The organism is Roseofilum reptotaenium CS-1145, assembly GCF_028330985.1.
GTDB lineage: Bacteria > Cyanobacteriota > Cyanobacteriia > Cyanobacteriales > Desertifilaceae > Roseofilum > Roseofilum reptotaenium.
The window spans coordinates 77,473-100,184 of record NZ_JAQMUE010000021.1 but is presented as its reverse complement, the minus strand read 5'-3'; the positions used below and the strand labels follow the sequence as shown (position 1 = coordinate 100,184).

General features: G+C 45.7%; 23 protein-coding genes. 8 read left to right on the top strand and 15 right to left on the bottom strand.

Features of this window, described 5'->3' with window-relative positions; translation table 11 throughout:
• Window positions 1–645: 645 nt before the first annotated feature.
• The 5 genes from PN466_RS02940 to PN466_RS02920 all read right to left on the bottom strand — a co-directional run bounded on the left by PN466_RS02940 (window position 646) and on the right by PN466_RS02920 (window position 5,534).
• Window positions 646–2,034, bottom strand: a complete 1,389-nt coding sequence (locus PN466_RS02940) for a D-alanyl-D-alanine carboxypeptidase (RefSeq protein WP_271936831.1) — start codon at window positions 2,032–2,034, stop codon at window positions 646–648.
• Window positions 2,035–2,206: 172 nt separating this feature from the next.
• A complete protein-coding gene (locus PN466_RS02935; protein ID WP_271936830.1) occupies window positions 2,207–3,319 on the bottom strand; it encodes an S-(hydroxymethyl)glutathione dehydrogenase/class III alcohol dehydrogenase in 1,113 nt (370 codons plus the stop codon).
• A 119-nt stretch (window positions 3,320–3,438) separates the two neighbouring features.
• On the bottom strand, window positions 3,439–4,200 hold the full coding sequence (locus PN466_RS02930; protein ID WP_271936828.1) for a metallophosphoesterase family protein: 762 nt from the start codon (window positions 4,198–4,200) through the stop codon (window positions 3,439–3,441).
• A gap of 272 nt (window positions 4,201–4,472) precedes the next feature.
• Entirely contained in the window at window positions 4,473–5,219 is a 747-nt protein-coding gene (locus tag PN466_RS02925; RefSeq protein WP_271936826.1) for a DUF1995 family protein, read from the bottom strand.
• A gap of 45 nt (window positions 5,220–5,264) precedes the next feature.
• Window positions 5,265–5,534, bottom strand: a complete 270-nt coding sequence (locus PN466_RS02920; protein ID WP_271936824.1) for a hypothetical protein — start codon at window positions 5,532–5,534, stop codon at window positions 5,265–5,267.
• A 45-nt stretch (window positions 5,535–5,579) separates the two neighbouring features.
• Between PN466_RS02920 and PN466_RS02915 the strand changes: the two genes are divergently transcribed.
• The 3 genes from PN466_RS02915 to PN466_RS02905 all read left to right on the top strand — a co-directional run bounded on the left by PN466_RS02915 (window position 5,580) and on the right by PN466_RS02905 (window position 9,612).
• Complete coding sequence (locus PN466_RS02915; RefSeq protein ID WP_271936822.1) at window positions 5,580–6,575, top strand: glycosyltransferase; 996 nt, start codon at window positions 5,580–5,582, stop codon at window positions 6,573–6,575.
• 7 nt (window positions 6,576–6,582) lie between these two features.
• Window positions 6,583–8,034 carry a sulfotransferase domain-containing protein gene (locus PN466_RS02910; protein ID WP_271936820.1) on the top strand — a complete coding sequence of 484 codons (1,452 nt, stop codon included), beginning with the start codon at window positions 6,583–6,585 and terminating at the stop codon, window positions 8,032–8,034.
• Window positions 8,035–8,250: 216 nt separating this feature from the next.
• Complete coding sequence (locus PN466_RS02905; RefSeq protein WP_271936818.1) at window positions 8,251–9,612, top strand: glycosyltransferase family 4 protein; 1,362 nt, start codon at window positions 8,251–8,253, stop codon at window positions 9,610–9,612.
• A 195-nt stretch (window positions 9,613–9,807) separates the two neighbouring features.
• Here PN466_RS02905 and mazF read toward each other — a convergent pair whose 3' ends face one another.
• Both mazF and PN466_RS02895 read right to left on the bottom strand, forming a co-directional pair.
• Window positions 9,808–10,152: an endoribonuclease MazF gene (gene mazF, locus PN466_RS02900; protein WP_390889963.1), complete on the bottom strand. Its 345-nt coding sequence runs from the start codon at window positions 10,150–10,152 to the stop codon at window positions 9,808–9,810.
• Window positions 10,149–10,391 carry an AbrB/MazE/SpoVT family DNA-binding domain-containing protein gene (locus PN466_RS02895; RefSeq protein ID WP_271936814.1) on the bottom strand — a complete coding sequence of 81 codons (243 nt, stop codon included), beginning with the start codon at window positions 10,389–10,391 and terminating at the stop codon, window positions 10,149–10,151. The genes mazF and PN466_RS02895 overlap by 4 nt, the downstream gene beginning before the upstream one ends.
• 113 nt (window positions 10,392–10,504) lie before the next feature.
• Between PN466_RS02895 and PN466_RS02890 the strand changes: the two genes are divergently transcribed.
• Complete coding sequence (locus PN466_RS02890; RefSeq protein ID WP_271936813.1) at window positions 10,505–11,440, top strand: HEAT repeat domain-containing protein; 936 nt, start codon at window positions 10,505–10,507, stop codon at window positions 11,438–11,440.
• 155 nt (window positions 11,441–11,595) lie between these two features.
• On the opposite strand, the gene PN466_RS02885 is transcribed toward PN466_RS02890, so the two are convergent.
• The 6 genes from PN466_RS02885 to PN466_RS02860 all read right to left on the bottom strand — a co-directional run bounded on the left by PN466_RS02885 (window position 11,596) and on the right by PN466_RS02860 (window position 16,034).
• On the bottom strand, window positions 11,596–11,925 hold the full coding sequence (locus PN466_RS02885; protein ID WP_271936811.1) for an AzlD domain-containing protein: 330 nt from the start codon (window positions 11,923–11,925) through the stop codon (window positions 11,596–11,598).
• A gap of 38 nt (window positions 11,926–11,963) precedes the next feature.
• Window positions 11,964–12,710, bottom strand: a complete 747-nt coding sequence (locus tag PN466_RS02880) for an AzlC family ABC transporter permease (protein WP_278002967.1) — start codon at window positions 12,708–12,710, stop codon at window positions 11,964–11,966.
• A gap of 52 nt (window positions 12,711–12,762) precedes the next feature.
• Entirely contained in the window at window positions 12,763–13,611 is an 849-nt protein-coding gene (locus PN466_RS02875; protein WP_271936807.1) for an AraC family transcriptional regulator, read from the bottom strand.
• 151 nt (window positions 13,612–13,762) lie between these two features.
• A complete protein-coding gene (locus tag PN466_RS02870) occupies window positions 13,763–14,407 on the bottom strand; it encodes a TetR/AcrR family transcriptional regulator (protein WP_271936806.1) in 645 nt (214 codons plus the stop codon).
• Between the two features lie 115 nt (window positions 14,408–14,522).
• Complete coding sequence (locus PN466_RS02865; RefSeq protein ID WP_271936804.1) at window positions 14,523–15,107, bottom strand: DJ-1/PfpI family protein; 585 nt, start codon at window positions 15,105–15,107, stop codon at window positions 14,523–14,525.
• Between the two features lie 279 nt (window positions 15,108–15,386).
• Complete coding sequence (locus PN466_RS02860) at window positions 15,387–16,034, bottom strand: TetR/AcrR family transcriptional regulator (RefSeq protein WP_390889962.1); 648 nt, start codon at window positions 16,032–16,034, stop codon at window positions 15,387–15,389.
• A 135-nt stretch (window positions 16,035–16,169) separates the two neighbouring features.
• Between PN466_RS02860 and PN466_RS02855 the strand changes: the two genes are divergently transcribed.
• The 4 genes from PN466_RS02855 to PN466_RS02840 all read left to right on the top strand — a co-directional run bounded on the left by PN466_RS02855 (window position 16,170) and on the right by PN466_RS02840 (window position 20,340).
• Window positions 16,170–17,567 (top strand): FAD-dependent oxidoreductase, encoded by a 1,398-nt coding sequence (locus PN466_RS02855; RefSeq protein ID WP_271936801.1) that lies wholly within the window; start codon window positions 16,170–16,172, stop codon window positions 17,565–17,567.
• A gap of 320 nt (window positions 17,568–17,887) precedes the next feature.
• On the top strand, window positions 17,888–18,010 hold the full coding sequence (locus PN466_RS02850) for a hypothetical protein (protein WP_271936799.1): 123 nt from the start codon (window positions 17,888–17,890) through the stop codon (window positions 18,008–18,010).
• Window positions 18,011–18,776: 766 nt separating this feature from the next.
• The gene (locus PN466_RS02845) at window positions 18,777–19,067 is read left to right on the top strand and encodes a hypothetical protein (protein ID WP_271936797.1); all 291 of its coding nucleotides are present in this window, start codon (window positions 18,777–18,779) and stop codon (window positions 19,065–19,067) included.
• A gap of 301 nt (window positions 19,068–19,368) precedes the next feature.
• Window positions 19,369–20,340, top strand: coding sequence for a Rieske 2Fe-2S domain-containing protein (locus tag PN466_RS02840; RefSeq protein ID WP_271936795.1), 972 nt, complete (start codon window positions 19,369–19,371; stop codon window positions 20,338–20,340).
• Window positions 20,341–20,737: 397 nt separating this feature from the next.
• Here PN466_RS02840 and PN466_RS02835 read toward each other — a convergent pair whose 3' ends face one another.
• Complete coding sequence (locus PN466_RS02835; RefSeq protein WP_271936794.1) at window positions 20,738–21,232, bottom strand: AAA family ATPase; 495 nt, start codon at window positions 21,230–21,232, stop codon at window positions 20,738–20,740.
• Window positions 21,233–21,276: 44 nt separating this feature from the next.
• Complete coding sequence (locus PN466_RS02830; protein ID WP_271936792.1) at window positions 21,277–22,581, bottom strand: glucose-1-phosphate adenylyltransferase; 1,305 nt, start codon at window positions 22,579–22,581, stop codon at window positions 21,277–21,279.
• Window positions 22,582–22,712: the final 131 nt, after the last annotated feature.

Below are 22,712 nucleotides of genomic sequence, written 5' to 3'. Positions count from 1 at the left end.
TCTGGGCCCTCTTTTGCTTGATGGTAGGCTACGCCCAGGGACTCTCTACTCTGGTGGGGGACTATCTTAAGGAGTCGGGGCATTGCTTTGCTTGGACACTCTTCATTTATATCGTAACTTATTCATCGGACTTGATATGATAGGGTGATGAGGAGATAGGGGGGCAAACAACGGACTTGGTAGAGTTTTTAGCTGTTCTAATTATCGTTATACCAAGTCCGGTTGATTGGCTATGATGCAATACTTCACGTTGGGGAATAGAGAATGTTCTACCGGAACAATGTAGGAGTGCAAACGCACTGTACATAGTTAAACTGATTACTCGGACTTGATATTACAAACTAATGTACCTCATCGTAGAGGAAAGTGCCGCATAGCGCTGCGCACTCTAGCAATAGGTACGAATAGCAAAAGTTTGTATAGCACTACGTTTTATGGTTAGGACAGTTCTAAATCCTATAAGTCTTTCACAGTCTACTGTTGCCTGTTGCCTATTGCCTTAAACCATAACCTAACTTTCCTCACCAACTCCTTTTCTGCTATATAGCTTATGGGGTGATTTTCGGCGATCGCGATCGCCGATCCTCTAAGAGTTCTAGAATTGAGTCAAGACCAAAGTTTTCTCCGAGTGACAAAAGAGGCATATCAATTGACTTTCTCGATCCGAGATCCAGAGGTTGGAGGCAAGCTGGGTTTTAATTCTTCCGGTAGCCTCGATACAACTCCCCATTGACGAACGAGTTTGTTAAGGAAGGCTTCTTGCTCTTCTCGAAAATCTTCGTAGTAGCTACCCCCATTAAACATAGCAAACCAAACGACCCCGTTTTGGGCAGTGGGCAAGGCTCCACCCAGGGTACTGACGGCGTAGAGGCTGCCTGATTTGAGGACGGCAAATTTGGGTAAAGGGCGTGACGTTAAGATGCCTTCGTCTTCTCCGACAATAGCAACTACATCACCGATGGTCATTTGATGGGGTTGTAAAAGTTTTTGAATCCCTAAGAATAGGCCGATTGCCGCTCGTGGGGACATTTGGTTTTCTTCCCCTAATCCCGATCCATTAATGAGTTTAATCTCGGCTGGAGGGACACCAGAAAGAGTGGCCGCTTTTTGGGCGACGGTTCCTGCACTTCCCACCATGCCAGCAAACATTTCTGCCATGGGATTATTGCTGTATTGGTTCATTTTTTTCAGCAATTCGGCGACGGGAAGGGAGGAATAACGCACAAGGGGTTTAACGTTAGCGGGTGTTGTGGTTGTTGTCTTGATCAAGCCACCCGTACTCAGTTCCGGTTGCGGGGTATTGTCAGGTAGGGTTTCATATTGCAGATAGGCTCGATCCGGCCACAGTTGCACGTTTAAGCCTTGACGCAATAGAGCGCCAGAGGTTTTAGGGTTCTCTTCGTAGTTCATGTAAAAGGAACCAACAATGACTAAATCCCCCGTCACTTGTTTGATCCCCATATTCATTAAAGCATTACCGAGGGCGATCGCATCTTCCCAGACAAAGAAGGGGTCGCGATCTCCAATAATCACTAAATCCCCATTAATCACTCCATTCTCTAGGGTTCCGGTATAGCCAATTTGAGTAACAAATTGATGTTTCGGGCCAAACGTGTCTAATACGGCTAATGTGGTGGCGATTTTGGTTAGAGAGGCGGCGGGTAATAACGTTGTCCCTTGATAATTCGCTAATAGGGTATCTCCAGACTGCATCCATACCCCTTGATTGGCTTTAGGATATCCCTTATTCGCCATTGTATCTAGAGTTTCCTGCACTTGAGCATTCACCTGGGGATCGGGATTTTCTGGGGCAGCCAGTTGAGTCGTGGGTTGCGCCGCAGGGGTAGGACTGGGTGAGGGAGTTGGTGTGGGGGTTGCCACTTCTGGAGTTGTGGGAACCTCCGGTTGAGAAATATCGGGGGGCGGTGCTGGTGGCAGAAAAGAATCTTCTTCTTCACACCCGATCAGTCCGAAAGCGGCGATCGCCGGTAAAATCACCCCAACACCCAAACGAGAAATGACACGCAACATCATAATTACTGCCTGTTCCTAATCTGCTTTTAAAAGTTACCACAGTGCGAATAGGGGATAGGGTAGGCAGGAGAAGAAGCGATATTATTCAAGTGCGACAACTCTTTCCCTGTCCACCCTACGATGATTTACTGGGTTTTTCCTATTCCCTATTCCCTATTCCCAGCGCCCAGCACTACTCAAACGTTACCACAGTGCGAATTGAACTGCCTTCATGCATCAACTCAAATCCCTCATTAATCTGCTCAATTGGCAATACATGGGTAATTAAATCATCAATATTAATCTTCCCTTCCATATACCAATCCACAATTTTCGGGACATCTGTTCGTCCCCTTGCCCCTCCAAACGCTGTTCCTTTCCAAACCCGTCCCGTCACCAACTGAAACGGGCGAGTCTTGATTTCTTGTCCAGCTCCTGCTACACCAACAATCGTGGAAACGCCCCATCCCTTATGACAAGATTCCAACGCTTGGCGCATCACCTCCACATTGCCAATACATTCAAACGTATAATCTGCACCGCCTTTCGTTAAATCCACCAAATAAGGGACTAAATCTCCTTCCACCTCCTGGGGATTGACAAAATCCGTCATGCCAAATTTTTCCGCCAAAGCTCGTTTTTTGGGATTCAGATCAACGCCTATAATGCGATCGGCTCCTACCATTTTTGCCCCTTGAATTACATTTAAGCCAATCCCCCCTAAGCCAAACACAATGACCTTAGAACCCGGTTCTACTTTTGCCGTATTAATCACGGCTCCAATTCCTGTTGTTACCCCGCAACCGATATAGCAAACCTTATCAAACGGGGCATCTTCGCGAATTTTGGCTACGGAAATTTCTGGGACAACGGTATAATTAGAAAAGGTTGAAGTGCCCATGTAATGATGGAGCATCTCGCCATTAAACGCAAACCGACTGCTGCCATTGGGCATCACGCCCCGTCCTTGGGTAGTGCGGATCGCTTGGCACAAGTTTGTTTTTAGACTGAGGCAATATTCACACTGGCGACATTCCGGAACATACAGAGGAATCACATGATCGCCGGGTTTGACACTGGTGACCCCTGGGCCAACTTCTACCACAACACCTGCGCCTTCATGACCCAGGATCGCGGGAAAGAGTCCTTCTGGATCGGCCCCAGAGAGGGTATAGGCATCCGTGTGGCAAATACCAGTCGCTTTAATTTCAATTAATACTTCTCCAGCTTCCGGAGGTTGCAGACTGACGGTTTCAATGCTCAGGGGTTGATTAGGGGCAAAGGCAATAGCAGCTTTGGTTTCCATGGTTGAGGATGGCGATCGACTTAGAGGGAGATCATACCTTATCACGCTATGTATAGCAGGGAAAAGAATAGTTAGGACATTTTCTATTGCCGATTGCTATTCGTGCCTATTGCCCATTATTAATGGTTGGCGGCAACTGGATGTCGAGGAATAATGGCTTCCGGTTCTATAAAAGTGATGCTTTCTTCTAGAGGCAAGATACGGACTGCTTGATGATAGACGTTGACTTGATAAACTTGTTGGTTTGTCCAGTCTAGGGCGGTTAACCATCCACTGCGGCGATGGTAGGCTCCCGTGTCGATATCTAACCAGCCTTGTCCTTGGACAATTTGACCGGGCAACACACCAGGGAAGGTAAAGGTGATGGTGTGGCCGGTGATAATGGTTTTATCAGGGAAGTAAGGAGTGGGAATGCAGTGAAATTGATCGCGAATCCAACAGAGTTCATATTCGGTTTGCTCGTCGATGGGTAAATCGGGATGAACTCCAGCATGGACAAGCCAAACATCGCCGAGGTCGAGGTATAGGGGAAGATTGCTAATCCATTGCAGATGCTCCAGAAGGAGGTGGGCATCGTGATAACTACTCAGAGTAGCTTGTCCACCACTATAGAGCCATGCTTGGAGGGCGGGATAATGGATTTTGCCGTCTGGAAAACTGTCGATCAGTAGTTGTTCGTGGTTGCCTCGAATGCAGGGATAGCCACTATCACGAACGAAGTTAACGGTTTCTGCGCTTTTTGGCCCGCGATCGATCAGGTCTCCTAAGAAGTATAAGTCATCGCTCTCTACAGGAGCGATCGCCTCCAGAAGATGCATTAAGCCATCATAATTCCCATGGACATCACCAATAAAAACTCGTCGTCCTGTTGCTCCTATCATTGCTTTGTATTCCCTGTGTGCTAATCAAGTCGGTTCCGTACTGATACCATTTCTCTTTAACCTTGCCCTTAATCGATCCTTGGGAGGCAAGTGGCTCTGGGCCAATTGTTAAAGTGCATCATCATAGAGAATATGGTATGAGGAATCCAGGGTAAGTTGCCACAAGTTTCCTCAACACCCAGTTAGCTTTGCCGATCTCCTTTAAAATCTGAGCTATTTTGGTGTTTCTACAGTGTACTGACAAAGTTTAGTCCTGGACAACTGTTCTGGGGTTATTGAGTCAAAGCTTTAATAAAGCGTTCAAGTTCTCCGAAAATCCCCCCTCGCCGTTTCTGAGTCCGGGCGGCTTCTTCCGTATTTTCTCCGGTAGTAGCTCGGATTAAAATCTGATCTAGGACTTCGCCTACAGGTTTTTGCGGTTGTTCGGCAATTTTAGTATAAGTACCGTCTGCGGTTTCGAGCCAAACTTGCCAGGGATGGGGATGGCAGCGATAGAGGGCTGCACCTTCTAGGGGGCGGATGTAATAGCAGGAGTAGATTTGGCTTAAGAGTCTCTCGCGCAGTTGACGGGCCGTATAACCAATACCGACAACAGCGACATCTTCAAGTTTCGGGATTACAAGAATGATGGGACGATCGCCGGCTAAATTCACCAGACGCTCGACTTGTCCGACTTCTACGGATGAGGGGTTAACGATCAGAAAGCTCTCGTCTTCGGGGTCTATTTTATGATCAATGGGCGATCGGCTACTGCCTAAATCCGTGACTTTAAAGGGAGTTTCACCCCAGTCTCGACGGGCTAGAGCTGCCGCTCCGGTATCTGGAAAGAAGATCTTCGGTTGTCCCCCAAACTCTTGCAAAATAGGGATAAAGTCTTGGGCGAGTTTCTGCGCTTCTAGGGCAATTTCGGGAAAGACTAACTCTACTTGAATTAAGCGCATTCCATCTTCGAGGGCTTGCAACGTTGCTGCTTTCGCTTGGGCGATCGCCTCATCTAGAGTTTGGGGTAGTGTGGTCATGGGTGGTTGGTGTCTCTGGGGTTTCCAAGTATTCACAAGTATTCATTATTCATTATCCGTGGCTAGATCGCCTAACAACCGCTCCAGATAAGCCTGTCGCCACTGTTCCCGTTGCTGTTGCGTTTGCTCATCGGGTTGATAGGCTTCAATGTCTTCCAGGGAAAGGATACCTTTTTCCTGGGCTAATCGTTCGAGGGTATCCAGGCGATCGTGTAAGACAGAAACTTCACTGGCCAATGTCATAATCATCGTTAATAACCGATCTACTTTGGCATTATCTAAATAAACGGGGCGTTTTCCCTTGGCTTTCTTCACTCTGGTTATCCTCAAATTTTCACATCATTTTATCGGGAATTGGTAATGGGAAAAATTGGAATTATTCTAGCAACGTATAACCCCAATATGGAATATTTGCGCAAACAAATTGAGTCTTTGCGGGAGCAAACTTGGCAAGATTGGATGTGTCATGTGGTTGACGATCGCTCATCTGAAGCATGTCAAAGCCAGATTCAAGCAACGATCGCCGGCGATCGCCGTTTTCACTTCCATTCCTACTCGGAAAATGTAGGTTCGTATCATAACTTTGAGCGCGGATTAGAATTATGTGTAGGAGATCAACGGTTGGAGGCGATCGCCTGTTGCGATCAGGATGATATTTGGTTACCGGATAAACTGGAGCGTCAATGGCACGCTTTAGAGTCCCAATCTGCTCTTTTAGTCCATTCTGACCTAGAGCTAATCGATGCGCAAGATGACACTTGTCATCCTTCTGCGTGGGAATTTGAACAGCGATCTCCCCAAAATCTCACCCCCCAACTGCTGTTGCTGCGCAACACCTTAACCGGATGTACGATGATGTTTCGCCCCCAACTGCTCTCTCTCGTACTGCCGTTTCCATCCCGAAAGGGCGGCGATTGGTATCATGATTGGTGGATAGCGCTCATTGCTTCCCATCAGGGGAAAATTGCCCATATTTCTACCCCCTTGGTGCGATATCGCATTCATGACACGAACACTGTGGGAGTGGTGGAAAATGCCGGAACTCTTTCCCAAGAAGTGATGACTGGATTGCAGAAAGCTGAAAAACTCAGGGGAAGAAGCTATATCACCCATTGCAACTTGAACCATGCAGTGTGCGATCGCCTAAATCTCAATCCCCAAGAGGTAGAAAACAATCCTTTTGGCGATCGCCCCCTCAATTTTGGTTGGCCGATCTTAGAGCTAGGCTGGCGCAGTTGGCAAGCAGGCTATGGTTCCCAGGGGATTGCCCTGCGGGTTTTTGTCCATAAATGCCGCAAAGATGTTAAAAGATTATTAAGCAGGAGCGGGCCTAGCCTTCCAAACAACTCTCAATAACCGGTTTATGGTCGATTACCTGATTATAGGGGCGCAAAAAAGCGGGACAACTTCCCTCTATCATCATCTGATTCAACATCCAGGGATAAGTGCAGCGACGGAAAAGGAACTCCATTTCTTTAGCTTACACTTCGATCGCGGCGTTTCCTGGTATAAGGAACAGTTTCCCCAACCGGGAATCAAAGGGGAAGCGAGTCCCTATTATCTCTATCATCCCTGTGTTCCCCAACGGGTTCACCAATGTTATCCAGATGTGAAGTTGATTGTGCTATTGCGCGATCCGGTCAAGCGGGCAATTTCCCATTATTATCATGAGGTAAGGTGGGGATTTGAATCGTTGGGATTAGAAGCAGCGATCGCCAGTGAACCCCAGCGACTGCAAACAGAAGTGGAAAAAATCCAAGCCAATCCCCTTTATCATAGCTTTAACCATCGCCATTACAGTTATTTAGAGCGAGGTGTATACATCGATCAACTGCTCCGTTGGCAGCAATATTTTCCTCCAGAACAATTCCTGATTTTACTCGCGGAAGATTTTTATGCTCATCCCCAGGCGATCGCCGATCAAGTCTATGAATTTCTGCAATTACCGCCCTATACTTTAACTGACCCTCCCGTTTATGATGCTGGAGATTACCCCGACGTTTCTCCCCAACTGTATCAACAGCTTACCGACTATTTTACCCCTCACAACCAACGTTTATCTGTTTATCTTCATCAACCCTTACCTTGGACTATGACTAAACCATCCAGCCCCATTGATTATGAAGGCGCTTGGGATAATTACGCCCAAAATTGGACATCTACTGATCCTGACTATCAGCATGTTGGCGATGAATGGATCGGAAAAAAAGCCGGAGCTGCATTTTCCCTGTCTGAATACGAACAGTTAATCGAAACCCATTTAATCGCACCTTATATCGAATCCGGCGATCGCGTCCTAGAAATTGGCATTGGTGGAGGTAAAACCGCTGCCCTATTATTGAACTATTGTCAAGAGTTAGTTTGTGCTGATATTTCCGCCCAAATGCTCAAAGCTACTCAACAAAGATTAGGAACTGAACGGACATCCTACGTCAAACTTAATGGACTCACCCTAGAAGGCGTTGAACCGGCAAGTATTGATGTGTGTTTCTGTTACGATACCATGGTTCATATTGAACCGCGAGATATTTATAATTATCTAGTTCAAATCCCCCCACTTTTGCGCGGCAGACGACTCTGTTTATTCCACCATAGTAATATCCTCTCCCCCCTCGGATGGGAAAAATTCCTCAATGACTATCCCCATAATCTCCTCGGAAAACGAGATGGAACTGCTTTTTCTATTATGACCAATGAAATCATGGAAAAATTCCTTACCACCTTGGGCTATGAAATCTTAGAACAAAATACGGAATTAGTCCCCAGAGATTGTATTTGGATCTGTCGCGCTCCCGAACCCCTCTTCTCTCCTTGAGAGGCAAGGGGCTTCAGCCCCTTGCCCAACCCTTCTCTGTAACACACCCTACTGGATTGTTTCACCTAAAATAGTGCTTTGTTTGGTGTAAGCACGAAGAGTGCTTAAAAGCCTAGCTGGAGAGGGATTTATCCCTCACTACAAACAAAATCTAATGCATCGAATTAGCTGAAAAAGACACTACTGTCGTGACTGTCTAACTGTTTGTAAAAAAACATGAAAATCCTATTTTTACACCCCAATTTTCCCGCCCAATTCCGCCATTTAGCCAACGTCTTTGGCAGCAACCCCAACAATCAAGTCGTTTTCATTACCAAAAATGAACGCCCAGAATGGGTGATTCCCGGAGTGCGAAAAGTTCTGTTTAATCCCAGTCGAGAACCGCGACCCGAAACCCATCACTATGTCCGCCCCTTAGAAAGCGCTGTTTTGTATGGTCAAAGTGTGTATCGAGTTGCGGAGAAACTGAGAGCAGAAGGATTTATTCCCGATATTATGTATGGCCATTCTGGATGGGGGCCAACTTTATTTTTGAAAGAAGTTTTCCCAGAATCTCCCCTTCTGTGCTATTACGAATGGTTTTATCACGCTAGGGGAACCGATGCTGATTTTGACCCCTCAGAACCCCTTTCGGCTGATGATTTATGTCGAATTCGGGTTAAAAATGCTGGGATTTTACAAGACTTATATAACTGTGATTGGGGAGTTTGTCCGACCCAGTGGCAAAAGTCCCAATTTCCGCCAGAATTTCAGAGCAAGTTATCCGTAATTTTCGATGGCATCGACACAGATTATTTTAAGCCCAATCCAGGCGCAAAAATGAAATTCACCGGTGAAGGATACAGTAAATTTATTGAGCCACTCGATTTATCTGGAGTCGATGAAATCGTCACCTATGCCACTAGGGGAATGGAACCCTATCGCGGGTTTCCCCAGTTCATGGAATCGATTGTTTATCTTCAGGAAAAGCGCCCCAATTGTCATGTGGTGATTGTGGGAGAAGACCGAGTGTGTTACGGTAAGTCTTTGCCCGATGGAAAAACCTATAAGCAGGCCATGTTAGAGCGCCTAAACTTGGATATGTCACGGGTTCATTTTACCGGGCCTCTCCCCTATGGACTCTATTTACAAGTTCTACAAGCCTCTACTGTGCGAGTCTATTTAACCCGACCGTTTGTATTATCTTGGTCGATGATGGAATCCTTAGCTACAGGATGTTTAATCGTGGGTTCGGATACTGCTCCGGTACGGGAAATGATCCGGGATGGAGAGAATGGTTTATTGGTGGATTTCTTCTCACCGAAAGAGATTGCTCAACGGGTAGGTGAGGCTTTAGATAATCCCGATCAAATGGCTCCTTTGCGCGAAAAGGCGAGGGAATTAATTGTGGAGCAATATGCGCTCAAGGATTTGTTACCTAAGCATGTTCAAATTGTGGAAAATATTGCCACGGGAAATTTACCCAATGCGGATGGAGATGGGTTTACCCCCCAGATGAAAGCGTATATGCAAAATGGCAATGAGAAGGGGGCGAAGGGTAAGAAGAAGAAGAAATCTAAGGGGTTTGCCTTGCCATAATGGAGTAATTAGTAAGCGGTAGTCGGGAACGTCGTTCCCATGACGATGACGAAATCTATCAACCTGGAGAATTTGAGAGTATCTACACCTAATAGCACTTCGCGCTAGGGAATAGGCAATAGGCAATAGAAAATCCTATTGCCGAAACTCTTCCTGCAAGAAAGCTTCAGCACTAGCATGGTTTGATCTCAATCTTTACAAAATTAGAGGTTCAATTTTAGCCTGAACTTCCTCTACCACATCTTCTGGTACAGTCTCTTTAAAATCTACCTTCCTAGCTTGCCAATCCAAGCACTTAATTTGATCGACTAAGATGACTCCCTGAGTCTGTAGCTGCAAAGGCAACACCACCTCAAAAGGATACCCCTTCTGCTGTCGCGTAATTGGCATGAATAATGCCAGGGAAGTTCTCACATTGTAACTATACGGTGATACCACAAAAGCAGGTCGGGAACCTTTTTGCTCATGGCCTTTAGTGGGATTAAAGTTGATATAGACAATATCTCCTCGCTTGGGAACATAGCCATCTTCTGAAATCACCACACCTCGTTCCCCACAGCTACACCACTGTCTTGCTCTCTATGGCAATTTTCTGGAGTAATAGCGGTAACTAATTCTTCTAGGGAATAGGAGGAATGCGATCGCGGTTTAATCACCAAATTACCATCAATGACCACTAGATCAACGTCAGTTCCTTCAGAAAGAGGAATCTCCTGAGCTAGAGATTGAGGAATACGAATCGCTAGGGTATTTCCCCATTTAGCAATTTTGAAAACCATCGGTTGTACTTAACCTCTCAGTTAATACTGTAATCGTCCTGATTTTAACTACTGTATATACCTATTGCCTGACTTTCGTTATAAAATCAAGTTTGTGCTTACTGTAGTTTGTTATGAACCATCCCTCTCCTGCTGAATTTTCCACTGTAGATCGCCTGGGTGCTTTGTCTGCTGAAGAAACCGATGCTTTTTTGCAAAGCGTGCAAGCGCAAATGGTCGCTGAAGAGTTTGATAGTGGCGATCGCCAAGTGTTGCAGCAAATGGTAGAGTGCTTGGGCGACTCTAGAGGGATGGTGCGCCTCAGTTTTGCGGAAACCATCGGAAAAAGTATTGGTACACCTGCCACCCCGGTCTTATTGGAAGCTCTGCAACATCATACCAATGTGGTCGTGCGACGAGCAGCAGCGAAAACCTTAACCTTAATCGCTGACCCTACAGCAGTTCCCACGTTGGTGCAAGCCCTGCTCAATGATGATGATATGGTGGTTAAAGGCTCTTCTGTAGGTGCTTTAGCCAGAACCGGAGAAGTCGCAGTTCCGGCTCTACTGGAGATTCTCTCCAATCCCAACCATCCAGAGAATTATAAGGGATTAGTCGGTTGGGCATTAGCCTTTATTGGTTCGGAAGCGAAGGATTTGGTTTATGAACAAATGGATTCTGAGTCCCCGGAAGTGCGAGCAGCAGTGATAGAAGTGATTGTGCAAGTGGCTCAAGAAAATCCCGGAAACTGCGATCGCGAACTTGAGCTATTATTACAATCCTTAAATGATGCTGCCTCTATCGTGCGCTGTGAAGCCGCAACCGCGTTAGGCAATTTGAAATATACCAAAGGCATTCCTCCACTTTTAGAGCTACTCCAGCATTCAGAGGCAGAAAGTCGCAAAAGCGCAGCTCTATCCTTAATGAAAATTGGCGACTTGACTGTGATAGACTCCCTACAAACCGCCTTAACTCAGGAGAGCGAACCCCCTGTAGCGCAAGTGATTAAACTGGCAATCACGAAACTGGAAAATAGCGTCCCAGAAGACGATGATTGGGACGAAGAGTAATGAGTAATGGGTACACCACTTTTCCCGAATACCATGTCTCTTTCAGGTTACCATTCATCAATCTTGGATAGACAAGGGGCTAAGAGTAATTTGCCCCTCAACAAAAGAGTTTAGTCGGTTTCATGGATGATCGCCTCTTGCCTCTGAGTCCATGCTTAAAACAATAGGTTGAGAACCCCATTCCAGCCTAAGAATATAGCCATACCTAGACCAATGGTGAACAAGAGATTCTGAGTCGTTGTGGCAATCAGAACAGCGCTGATCGCCCCGACTAAGCGAGCATTCATCCAACTCATATCTAGCCCACCATCACTGATTAACACTTCTGGCACCACAATCGCCGTCAACACCACAGGCGGGACGTAGCGCAAGGCATTCAATAACGAGGGAGACAGGGTGATATGGTGACTCGCCCCAAAGATGACATAGCGAATCGAGAACGTGACGATCGCCATTCCCGCAATCATAAGTTCTTCATGGATCATAGCTGTTCACTCCCACAGAATTACAGTTCGATTGAATTTCATAGATTCGGTCTGGGTTTGAGAACCCGTTCGCTGAGGACACCAGCAGTAATTCCAGCGATCGCCGCTACGATCAGCCCCAGTTTGTGAGGTAAAGGATAGGCAAGCAGAGCAACCATCCCAGAAACGAGGGTGGCGATCGCCATGGGCTTTGTTTTGACATAGGGCACAATCATGCCGATGAAAGTAACAGACATGGCAAAATCAAGTCCCCAATTCGCAGCATTGGGTAGAGTCTGACCGATCGTAATGCCAAGCAGCGTGGACAATTGCCAACTGACATACATCGTCACTGATGCTCCCAAAAAGTACCAGTGCTTCATCGAAGCACCATCAACCTGTTCGTAACGTCGAATGGCAATGGCAAATGACTCATCTGTGAGAAAAAATCCCAGAATCGCCTGCCAGCGTTGGGGCAGGGATTGGACGTAGGGAAGGAGGCTAACCGCGTACAGCAAATGGCGAAGATTGACGATAAAGGTAGTCAACACAATCAGCAGCCAGCCTGTTCCTGCCGCCATTAGACCCACAGCAATGAACTGAGACGATCCCGCAAATACAAAGGCTGACATTGCCAACGCGCCACTAATGGATAAGCCATTGCTGGTCGCCAACGTACCAAAGATAATGCCAAAGGGAATCGCCCCGATAATCAGCGGCAAGATATCCCGCGCGCCAGTCCAGAATTCAGCCTGGGGAGATAGAATCCGCCTCTTTGAATGAGAACCTTCTTGAAGTTGGATCATTGAGGATAGCCAGTAGACTTGATGATGGCTAGCCTATCAGGATTAATTCCGGTTAATCTTGTACGTTTTTGCAGCCTCGGACATACTGTCCTGGAGTGAGTCCAACTATTTTCTTGAAGTGGCGGTGAAGATGGCTTTGATCGGTAAAGCCTGTTTCCAACGCAGTATTGATAATGGACCAGCCTGCTGCGAGTAACCGTTTAGCTTGGTAAACGCGCACTTGGTTGAGATAGGTGTGGGGTGGCAAGCCGACCTGTTTGCGGAAGGTGCGCAAGAGTCGCAATGGAGTTAGATCCACCAAGTTAGCCAGTTCTTCGAGGGAAATATTGGTATGGTAGTTGGCATTTAAATACTCGCGTACCTGTTCAACGGTTGAATGTTCTTGACCGATGGGTTTGACCCAGGAGCGATCGCTTGCATGGGCATTAATCAGTTGCGCCATGCCCCACAGAAAGCGGGATTCCCGTTCTAAGGGGGATGGCATAGCTTCGAGGCTGCGATGCAGTTGGAGAAGTAAGTGATTGAGGCGTTTATCGTGAATGAGGGGTGAGGCAAAATAGGGAATTCCCTTGGGGCGTTCGGCTAATTCGGTGGCAGCTTGCTGGAGCCAATCAGCGGCGGGCAAGAGCGTGCGATAAGTCCACCCTGTTTCCAAGACTGCCCCTCCTGTATGAATCGCCCCCGGTTGGGTCACGACTACGCTCCCGGGTGGAGCAATGTAGGTATCGCCTTCATATTCAAACTCCATTGCCCCAGATTCCACAATGGCGATGCCAAAGCCTTCGTGAGCATGGCGCGAGAAGGAATAGGTAATGTAGGTGGCGTGCAGCATTTCCAGATCGTTGAGGACTGGATCGCGCCAAAATTTGACCTGTTCGGTTGTGGATATCTGATGCGCCATATCGGATCAGCCTCGGGTTCATAACCCTGACAGGGAATATTTCCCAGTCTAATGGATGAGTTGCGATCGCTGTCTTGGATGTTTTTGCAGATAGTACGGGTTTCTTCTGCTGCTTAGTTTTCCGGTGATCGCCCCATCTCTTGACTCTATGTCAAGAAGTCGTTACTCCAGCAAGAATGAATTCAACTGCCGTTTCAGTTTGCTGTTTAACCATTTCAGCACTCAGGAGTGCTTTCTCGCTCTTGAGATACTTCAAGTTTTCATAGGCATCAAAGTAGAAAGAACAAACCCCTAAGATATTAATGGCGGTCAGAAATGGATCGACCGGTCGAAATTTCCCTTCAGCAATTCCTCGCTCCAAGATCTGAACAATGGATTGAAACCCAGCTTCCCAACCGGTCTGTTCGCCGTAGCGTCCTTGATTCTGAATGGCTTCTTGAAACCAGAGCATTCCATGCCAACGATGACTCACCTCAAACTCGATATAGTTGCGCACAACCGTTTCTAATGCCTGTTCAGGAGATAATCTCTCCACATCAATGGATTGAAAGGCCTGGTTAATTTCATCAACCAGCTCCTGCAAGACGGATTGATACAAGGTTTCTTTGTTTTTAAAGTAGTAGCAGAGCATTGCTTTAGTCACTCCGCTACGCGTGGCGATCGCTTCCGTCCTTGCGCCAGATAAACCATACTGTGCAAATTCTTCAATCGCGGCGGCCAGAATATTAGCTTTTGTCACTTCCGGATTACGCCTTTGTTTCTCTTTCTTGGCAGTAGGGTCAGATGGCTTGGACACGATCTAGAGCATTTTCCTAAACAGATTACTCTATCCAGCCTAAACCTTATTTTCCCTCAAATGAAGGTTTGCGGATATTGGATGGACTCAGGAAGTGGGTCTACTGCTGCTGGAATTATGAGTTTTTTGTCCATGCAAACTCCATTTGTTTTGCCGTTCTTAGAGCCAACGCCTCCTCAGTAACTTTTCCTACAATATGTAGGCTCATATCTATCCCAGCAGATATGCCTCCAGATGTTAGCAAGTTACCCTCATCAACCCATCTAACTCCTTCGACTACATCTAGTTTTGGGAACAATCGCCTTAGATCATCGGTATCTTCCCAATGAGTTGTAACTTTGTTGGATTTGAGTACACCAGCTTGCGCAAGTAAAAACGCACCTGTACACACTGATGCAACGATTGATGCTTTATTTGCCTGTAGCGATATCCATTCTATAACGTGAGTCTTCCTCATCTCATGAATGTGTACCCCCCCAACCACGATTAGAAGATCAATCGAAGGGTGATTGGAGAAGCCAAAGTTTGGCAGCACCATATAACCCCCTCTAGCTTTGATTGGTTCATTCGACTCTGCTACTAAAAACACATTGAAAAGATCGACTTCTTCACTAAGCCTAGCAGCCGTAGAAAACACCTCGAACGGACCAGAAAAATCTAATACTTCTGCTTCTTCATAGATATATATCCCGATATTCATTTGATACTCCTTTTACTCATAACGGCAGCGTTGTACGGCGGTAGGTGGTCTTAAATACTCACCGACAACCTATCTTCTATCCTGTACCAACGTAGTGTTCGGTTGCTGGTATAGACTAAAATTTTAGGTAGATTTAAGCTGTTTTTCAACTGAATTTTATCCGCATGACTCACTCCGATCGGGTAAAACATTTAGCTGCTCTCGATCGCTGGGCGAACCGAATGGGCGAAAAAAGACTCGAAAACGGTGAATTATATTAATGGCTAAATTGATGAGGCTTTACCTCTGGACTCCATTTAAGACCAATTCAATAGCAGCCTGGGTGTACTGCTCGATCGTGTCTGCATTGAGTAAATCTCGATCGGGAGTTAAGTGCTTCAGATTTTCATGGGCATTTCCATAAAACACACAGACTCCAATAATATTGAGGGTCGTCATATAGGGATCGAGGGGGCGAAATATTCCGGCTTTGATTCCCCGCTCTAGGAGTCCGGTTAATAAATCGATCGCCTGTTGCCAATTGGTTTGGGTAAAATATTTCCCTTGGTTTTGACTTGCTTCCTGAAACAGCAGCATTCCTCGATGGCGATGTTGGGTTTCATAGGCGATCGCCGCTTGCATCACCGCAGCTAAAGCGCGATCAGCAGATAAAGACTCAAAATCAATTTGGGCGATCGCTTCTTGCATCTCCGTTGCCGGACGTTGCAACACTGTCTGATACAGTCCTTCCTTGCTCTCGAAATAGTAATAAATCATCCGCGAGGCAACCCCCGCAGCCTTCGCAATTGTATCGATTCTCGCCCCTTTGAGTCCATGCTTGGCGAATTCGATCTCCGCCGCATCTAAAATTTGCTGCTTCGTTTGCTCCGCATCGCGGACTCCACGATTGGACTTCGATTTTGAAGTTAATTGACTTGCCACAACTATCTGAGCTTTAGCGTTCAGTCTCCATCATAGTGGTTCGAGAGCGTTAACTAAATATTTAATCCAGGGTTGACATCTGTGTTTTATCCCTTGCATACTAATGAATGAAATTTTTAATTCATAAAATTCGAGGGGCACATGACACACAATTCTTTAACGGTAGGCAGCCATGCTATTGTCATTGGCGGCAGTATGGCAGGACTCCTCACAGCAAGAGTTTTAGCTGACACCTTTGAGCAGGTGACGATTATCGAGCGCGATCGTTTTCCTACCCAAGATCCTGCTCCCCGGAAAGGCATCCCTCAAGCGACTCAGCTTCACATCTTGCTCACCCGTGGTCGTCAAATCATGGAAGAATTCTTTCCGGGACTGGAAGCCGAACTGATCGAAGCCGGAGCAGTCGTCATAGACATGGGGGGAGATGTTGAATGGTTAAATCCCTTTGGTTGGGCTGCCCGTTTCCCCTTTGGATTCCAGGCATTTTCCTTTAGTCGATGTATTCTCGATTGGTTGATTTATCAGCGTGTATCAAAATTGGACAACATTGGCATCATTGAATCGAGCCATGTCACGGGTTTACAAACCAATGCCGACCAAACTGCTGTTACTGGTGTTTTCGTGCGTCAGAGAGGCGACGATTCCCAGCCCTTACAACCCCAAGAACTCACCGCCGATTTAGTCGTCGATACCAGTGGCTACAGTTCCCAAGCGCCGAAATGGTTGCAGGCGATCGGTTATGATGCCCCCGAAGAAACCACCATCAGCACCTCAATGGGCTATGCCAGCCGCCTCTACGAAATTCCCCCTAATTTTTCGGAAAACTGGAAAGGCGTGTATATTCAAGCTGCTCCCCCCCAACGGACAGAGATGGGAGTTCTGTATCCCATCGAAAACAACCGTTGGATTGTTGGCGTTTGTGCCACCGCACCTCATCGCCCATCCAAACACGAAGCTGACTTTCTCGAAGCTCTGAAAAATCTGCCCAGTCCACATATTTATAACGCCGTTAAAAATGCTCAACCTGTTACAGACATTAGCATTTATGCTCCCCCTGGAAATCGTCTACGCCACTACGAACGCCTCAGTCGCCAACCCCAAGGATTTATCGCATTAGGAGATTCAGTTTGCTCGTTTACGCCAATTTACGGACAGGGAATGACTGTCGCTGCATTAGGGGCAGTATTATTGCAACAGCGTTTACAAGACACTGATTTAGCTCAACTTCCTCATCGCTTTCAAAAAGAGCTTGCCCAAGTTAATACTACCCCTTGGATTGCAGCAACGAGTCAAGATGCTAAATATCCGAGCGTGCAAGGATTAACTCAGCCACCGAGCGCGATCGCAAAAGCGATCGGTTGGTATATGGATCGACTCATCCAACTGACGACAAAAGAACCGCAAGTGACCTTGACTCTATTTCAGGTTTTTCATATGCTTGAACCATCAAGTATTCTATTTCATCCGTCAATTGTCTGGCGAGTGATTCAACAATTGTTAGTGCGATCGCCTCAACCCAAGTTAATGCCAGTAGAATAAAAACTTATCGATCCTTTGGAGTTTTGTAATGCTGAAACAATTGACACAGATCTAAGTACAGGACAAAAGGCTTGAAAAGAAGAAGCAGATGGGGTTTCATCAGAATTAGCGTCTTCATCAGAAACCTCATGAACCACTATAGCCAATTAAAGAAAGCTCTCCAACCCCATTTGGGATGGCATGGAACTAGTCTGGCTTTGTTCTTACTGGCATTACTGAGGGAAAGTCCTTACCAACCGGAGTCCTCTTTTCTCATTTGAGAAAGGGTAAGTCTCAACAACTGCAAGGAGTCTGTCGGGTTTGGGGCATGAGAATCTCTGTTGAGTCTTTGCGCTGTCATTAGTCCCCAAGGGAATACAGGAGAGTTATTCGCTGGGTTGAAATTTATCTTTTTTGAGTATTTCCGGGTGTTAGGCTTAAATCGAATCGATCGCCTGAATTAATGTGTATTGTAATGAGGTATGTCTTTATGATAAATAGAAAACTAACCGTTATATGTTTAGCAATACTAATAGTAGTAATTATAATATTTAATCCCTATGACGATGTTTTTTAAACGCTGGGTAAACAAAGAAAATTGATTCAATCATATTTGATAAAAATACCCCTATTAAAAATTTGCCTTCTGATTATTTGTGTTTTCATGAGGTTAAAATAAATGGTGATAATATAGGAATTACAGTATCATATAGTGGTGGTTGCAAGATGCATCATTTTCAATTAATAGCATATTTTTATTTTAAAAAAGTACACATACTCAGGCTGAAGTTGTTTTATCTCACAATGGAAATAATGATACTTACGAAGTCTCTGTGACTGCAACATTGACAGATGAATTAACACCATTAAAAGAAGAATACTTAAAAATTTATCCAAACTCATATGGCTCTATTCTTATTCTAAGAATTAAGGATTTAAGTCAAGAAGACAGTTGTAAAACTATTGAATACCAAGTTAATTAGTGTAGCAATTATCATCCGTCAAAAAATAATAAGAAAATATCTATTTTACATCTTCGATAACTCAATTACTCAACTCTACTATTAATCCCTTCTCATCCGGCCTATGAAGCCACTTTCAATCTCCTTACTTGCCTTCTCCCTTTTAGGATGTATAGCCTCAACCCTGATAAGTTCTTCAAATTCCTCCTCCCTAACCTGCCTAGGGATAGAAGCAGGTTATAGTTCCTCATTTGGTCATGCTTTAGCAGTGAGCGATCGCTACCTAGCCATTGGAGATCCTGGTGCTAATCGTGTTGTGGTGTATAGGCTAAATACTAATAAGCAGTGGTCAAGAATCCAAGAAATACATCCTCCACAAGACTCCATAATTGCTCAAGCTGGAGTTAGCTTTGGCTACGATCTAGACTTTGATGATGGAGTCCTGGTAATAGGAGCTTATAGCCAAGTTGCATTAGAAACTGATGGCACAAACCAAGATTTTGGAGCAATTTACTCTATAGCGTTTCTCTCTTCTATGAGGTACAGCTTGAAGCCTTAGAACCTAAGCTATACCAGCTATTGCGATTCGTGCCTATTGCCTAGCGCGAAGCGCTATACTTCTTTAGAAAACGATGAAACCTTTTTTGAGGTTGAGGAAATAATCTCATCAGTAGTCCCCGTGCGCGAGATGCTTTGCTGGCTGACTCGGCTAGAGTTGTAGAGTGGCAGGTTCATATTGGCTGAGAAAGCGAGCGCACCCAATATGAACCCGCTCAATGTTTTCCCTCAGAAGCACTTGACAGCATAACTAAACACACGTTTAATTAACTAAACGCCTGTTTAACTTACGCTAATTCATTATGCAACCGATTCTTCCTGGTGCGCCTTGGCTAATCGCGCACAAGTCCATGCTGGGGATCAATCACCCCTATAAAGTCACCTTGAATGCCCAAGATTATGTCCTTTGGCAGAATTCCTCTGGAGAAGTTTTCGCTCTCAATAACATTTGTCCGCATATGCAAGCTCCTTTATCCAATGGCTGGATTTGTGAGCAGCGCAATACGATCGCCTGTCCATTTCATGCTGTAGAATTCGATGGGTCGGGTCGCTTGTGGCGAGAAGGTCAATTGAGTCGAGCGCCATTGGCTAACCCCTTAGAGTTAATTATTGATGGCGATTTGATCTGGACTTACGGTGGTTTTGAGCCTCGGCTCCCTGTCCCTGAGTTGCACCGACAGGTTGCTTCTGAGTACGAATTTCTAGGTGTAACAGCCCAGAGAAGCATTCAAAGTGATTTTTTGAGTAGTCTGATGATTAACTATGACCACGATCATCAAAATGGCACTCATCGAGAATTTTTTAAAGTTAAATCCTGTCAGTCGAAATTCGTGACTAAAGAGGGCATCTACGCCAAGGTTTCGCAAACTGCTGAGAAGGACGACTACACGGCAGAGGAAATTACTGCAAATCCTATGCTAGGAGCTATTCCAGAGGTTATGCAGAATTTTCTAGAGTATGTATTTCCATCAACACAGTTCTTTTGCTTGGTTTCTCCCGATGTTCAAACCTATCAAGGTCATATTCTTTATCCGGAAACAGAGACGACCACCAAAACATTTATTGTGCTCTATGCAAAATTCAGCGATCGCGCACTGAAATCAGTCATGCAAGAATCCTTACTCAATATGGCTTCAATTGTGGTTCAACAAGACGTTGAATGTCTTGAAAGTTTGTATCCACGGCAAAACGCTAAAATTCATCTGCCTAATGAAGAAATTATGTTCTACGCAGAAGACCTTTATCAACACTGGAACTCGATGCTTACGCTCTAATGCAGTGGCAACTGGCACAGAAATAAACCAATTAGGACTTATGCAACGATTCCATATATAACCGATCGTGTTAATGCGTAAGTCCTACTATTGGTATTACCATCAACAAAGATAGATTCAAACCACAGGTGATGTTTCCTACTTTGCCCTGCTGCCTTGCCGAAATCCCTGCCAGTGCCGCCAGGTTCCTCGTACATAATGCCACTGTTGGTAGGTGTGGTAGGCAACGAATAGCAAAAAAACGTAAGCCGAAAACTGACGTAAAGTAAAACGTCACAGTCATTTTTACATGGGCTGCTTATGGATTTACTCCTTTCAACGTTGGTCTTCTTTAGCTGAAGAATTAGGGTATCAAATCCCAAGAATCACACGACAAACCAATCTCCGCATCTCCCGCTCAATCATCATAGAGTTCCCTCCTGGGTTGATAAAAAATCAAATGATTCATACCCTCACTCAGACTCGGAGGCGCACCCCAAAGCTGGCGGTACATAGTTAAGATTACCTCTTCAGGAACTTGGCGATCGCGCGATCGATTTCTCGCCAAACACTCCTGTAACCTAGTTCTAATCCAAATCCCGGTAATCGAAGAAAACCCTAATTCACGGCCAAGCTGAATCACGTCGTGGCGGTTGGCTCGTTTCGCATTCGTTGCATCATAAATCGTTGGTGCCCCTTCGAGCAGAGCTGACTGAAACTGTAACCTGACTTGATTCCAGATTAATCTCCAATCCCCTTGAACTGCGGCATTTCCAAACAATTGCCGCCGAATAGCATCAGTAGAAACCAGTCGATAGGTCGGCCAAGCCGCCATCAACTGGTGAGCTAGGGTAGACTTCCCGCTACCTGGAAGACCAATTAATAGAATCAGTCGGCAGGAGTCAGTCATCATCCTTGATTAAAAGAGGATCTCCATTACCCTAAATCTTGAGTAGACTAAATCACTGTACCATCGGGAATAGTGGCATTTTTAATAATCACCACCACTCCACCACGAATTAAAAAGCCTAGCTTTTCAGTCTCTTTATTGTTTCCTTCTTCCACCTGGTCTTTATTAATAATTTTGACATTGCGACCGATGCGAGCATTCTTATCAATAATTGCCCCTCGGATCGTGCTTCCTTCGCCAATTCCCACTGGAACCTTTCCTTTCTGAATCCCGGAGTGGCGTTCAGCAAACGGTTCGTAGAAGTCTGAACCCATCAGCATGGAATCTTCGACCACACAATCGGCTTCTACGCGCGATCGCACACCCAAAACCGAATGATGGATAGTACAATTCTTGAGAATACAGCCCTCTGCCACAATCGATTGAGTCACCTTCGCCTCCAATAGCTTAGAAGGAGGTAAGAACCGTGAACGACTATAAATCGGGGCGGTTTCATCATAGAAACTAAACGGTGGAGTCGGTTGTTCCGTTAGCGCCAGGTTCGCTTCATAAAACGCCTTAATCGTTCCGATATCTTCCCAATAATCATTGAACAGGTAGGCCTGCACTCTGTAATCCTGAGCCGCAGCAAAAGGTAGAACTTCCTTACCAAAGTCTTTTTGCGTCGGATTTTCCGTGAGCAGTTTGCCCATCAAATCTTTTTTGAAGACATAAATGCCCATGGAGGCAATATAGGGCTTTTGTTTCGCTTCTTCTGGAGAAAGACCCAAAATGGTCGTATCCACCGCCATTTTTTTCAGATCATCTCCCTTGGGTTTCTCACTGAAATCAATGATTCGTCCCGTCTCATCGATTTTCATTAACCCAAAATCAGAGGCACGTTCCTCATCAATAGGAACTACCGACAGGGTAATATCCGCCTGGCTTTCCCGGTGGTAGTTGATGAAATCCCGATAATCCATACGGTACAGATGATCTCCCGATAGGATCAAATATTCATCAATATCCCATTCTTGCATTAACCATAGATATTTACGCACCGCATCGGCTGTCCCTTCAAACCAACTGTCAGTGTCATTCGCCGTCTGTTGAGCCGCCAGAATTTCTACAAAGCCTTCCGAGAAGCTAGAAAAGCTATAGGCGCGAGTCACATGGCGGTTTAGGGAAGCGGAGTTGAATTGAGTCAGAACATAGATTTTGAAAATCTCGGAGTTGATACAGTTACTGACGGGAATATCAATCAACCGGTATTTACCAGCTAAAGGTACGGCTGGTTTAGCCCGTAGTTTGGTCAAAGGGTACAGTCTGGTTCCTGCCCCTCCTCCGAGAATAATCCCTAAGACATTTTTCACGAAAAAAACCCTCTTATATCAAAAACCAATAACTTTCCTAGTCCAGTGTCTGACTGAACCGGGCAGTTGGCAAGGGGGATCGCCCAGGAGCTTGGGTTAAGGAACGGTTATGTGAGTAGGGGGAGGATGGG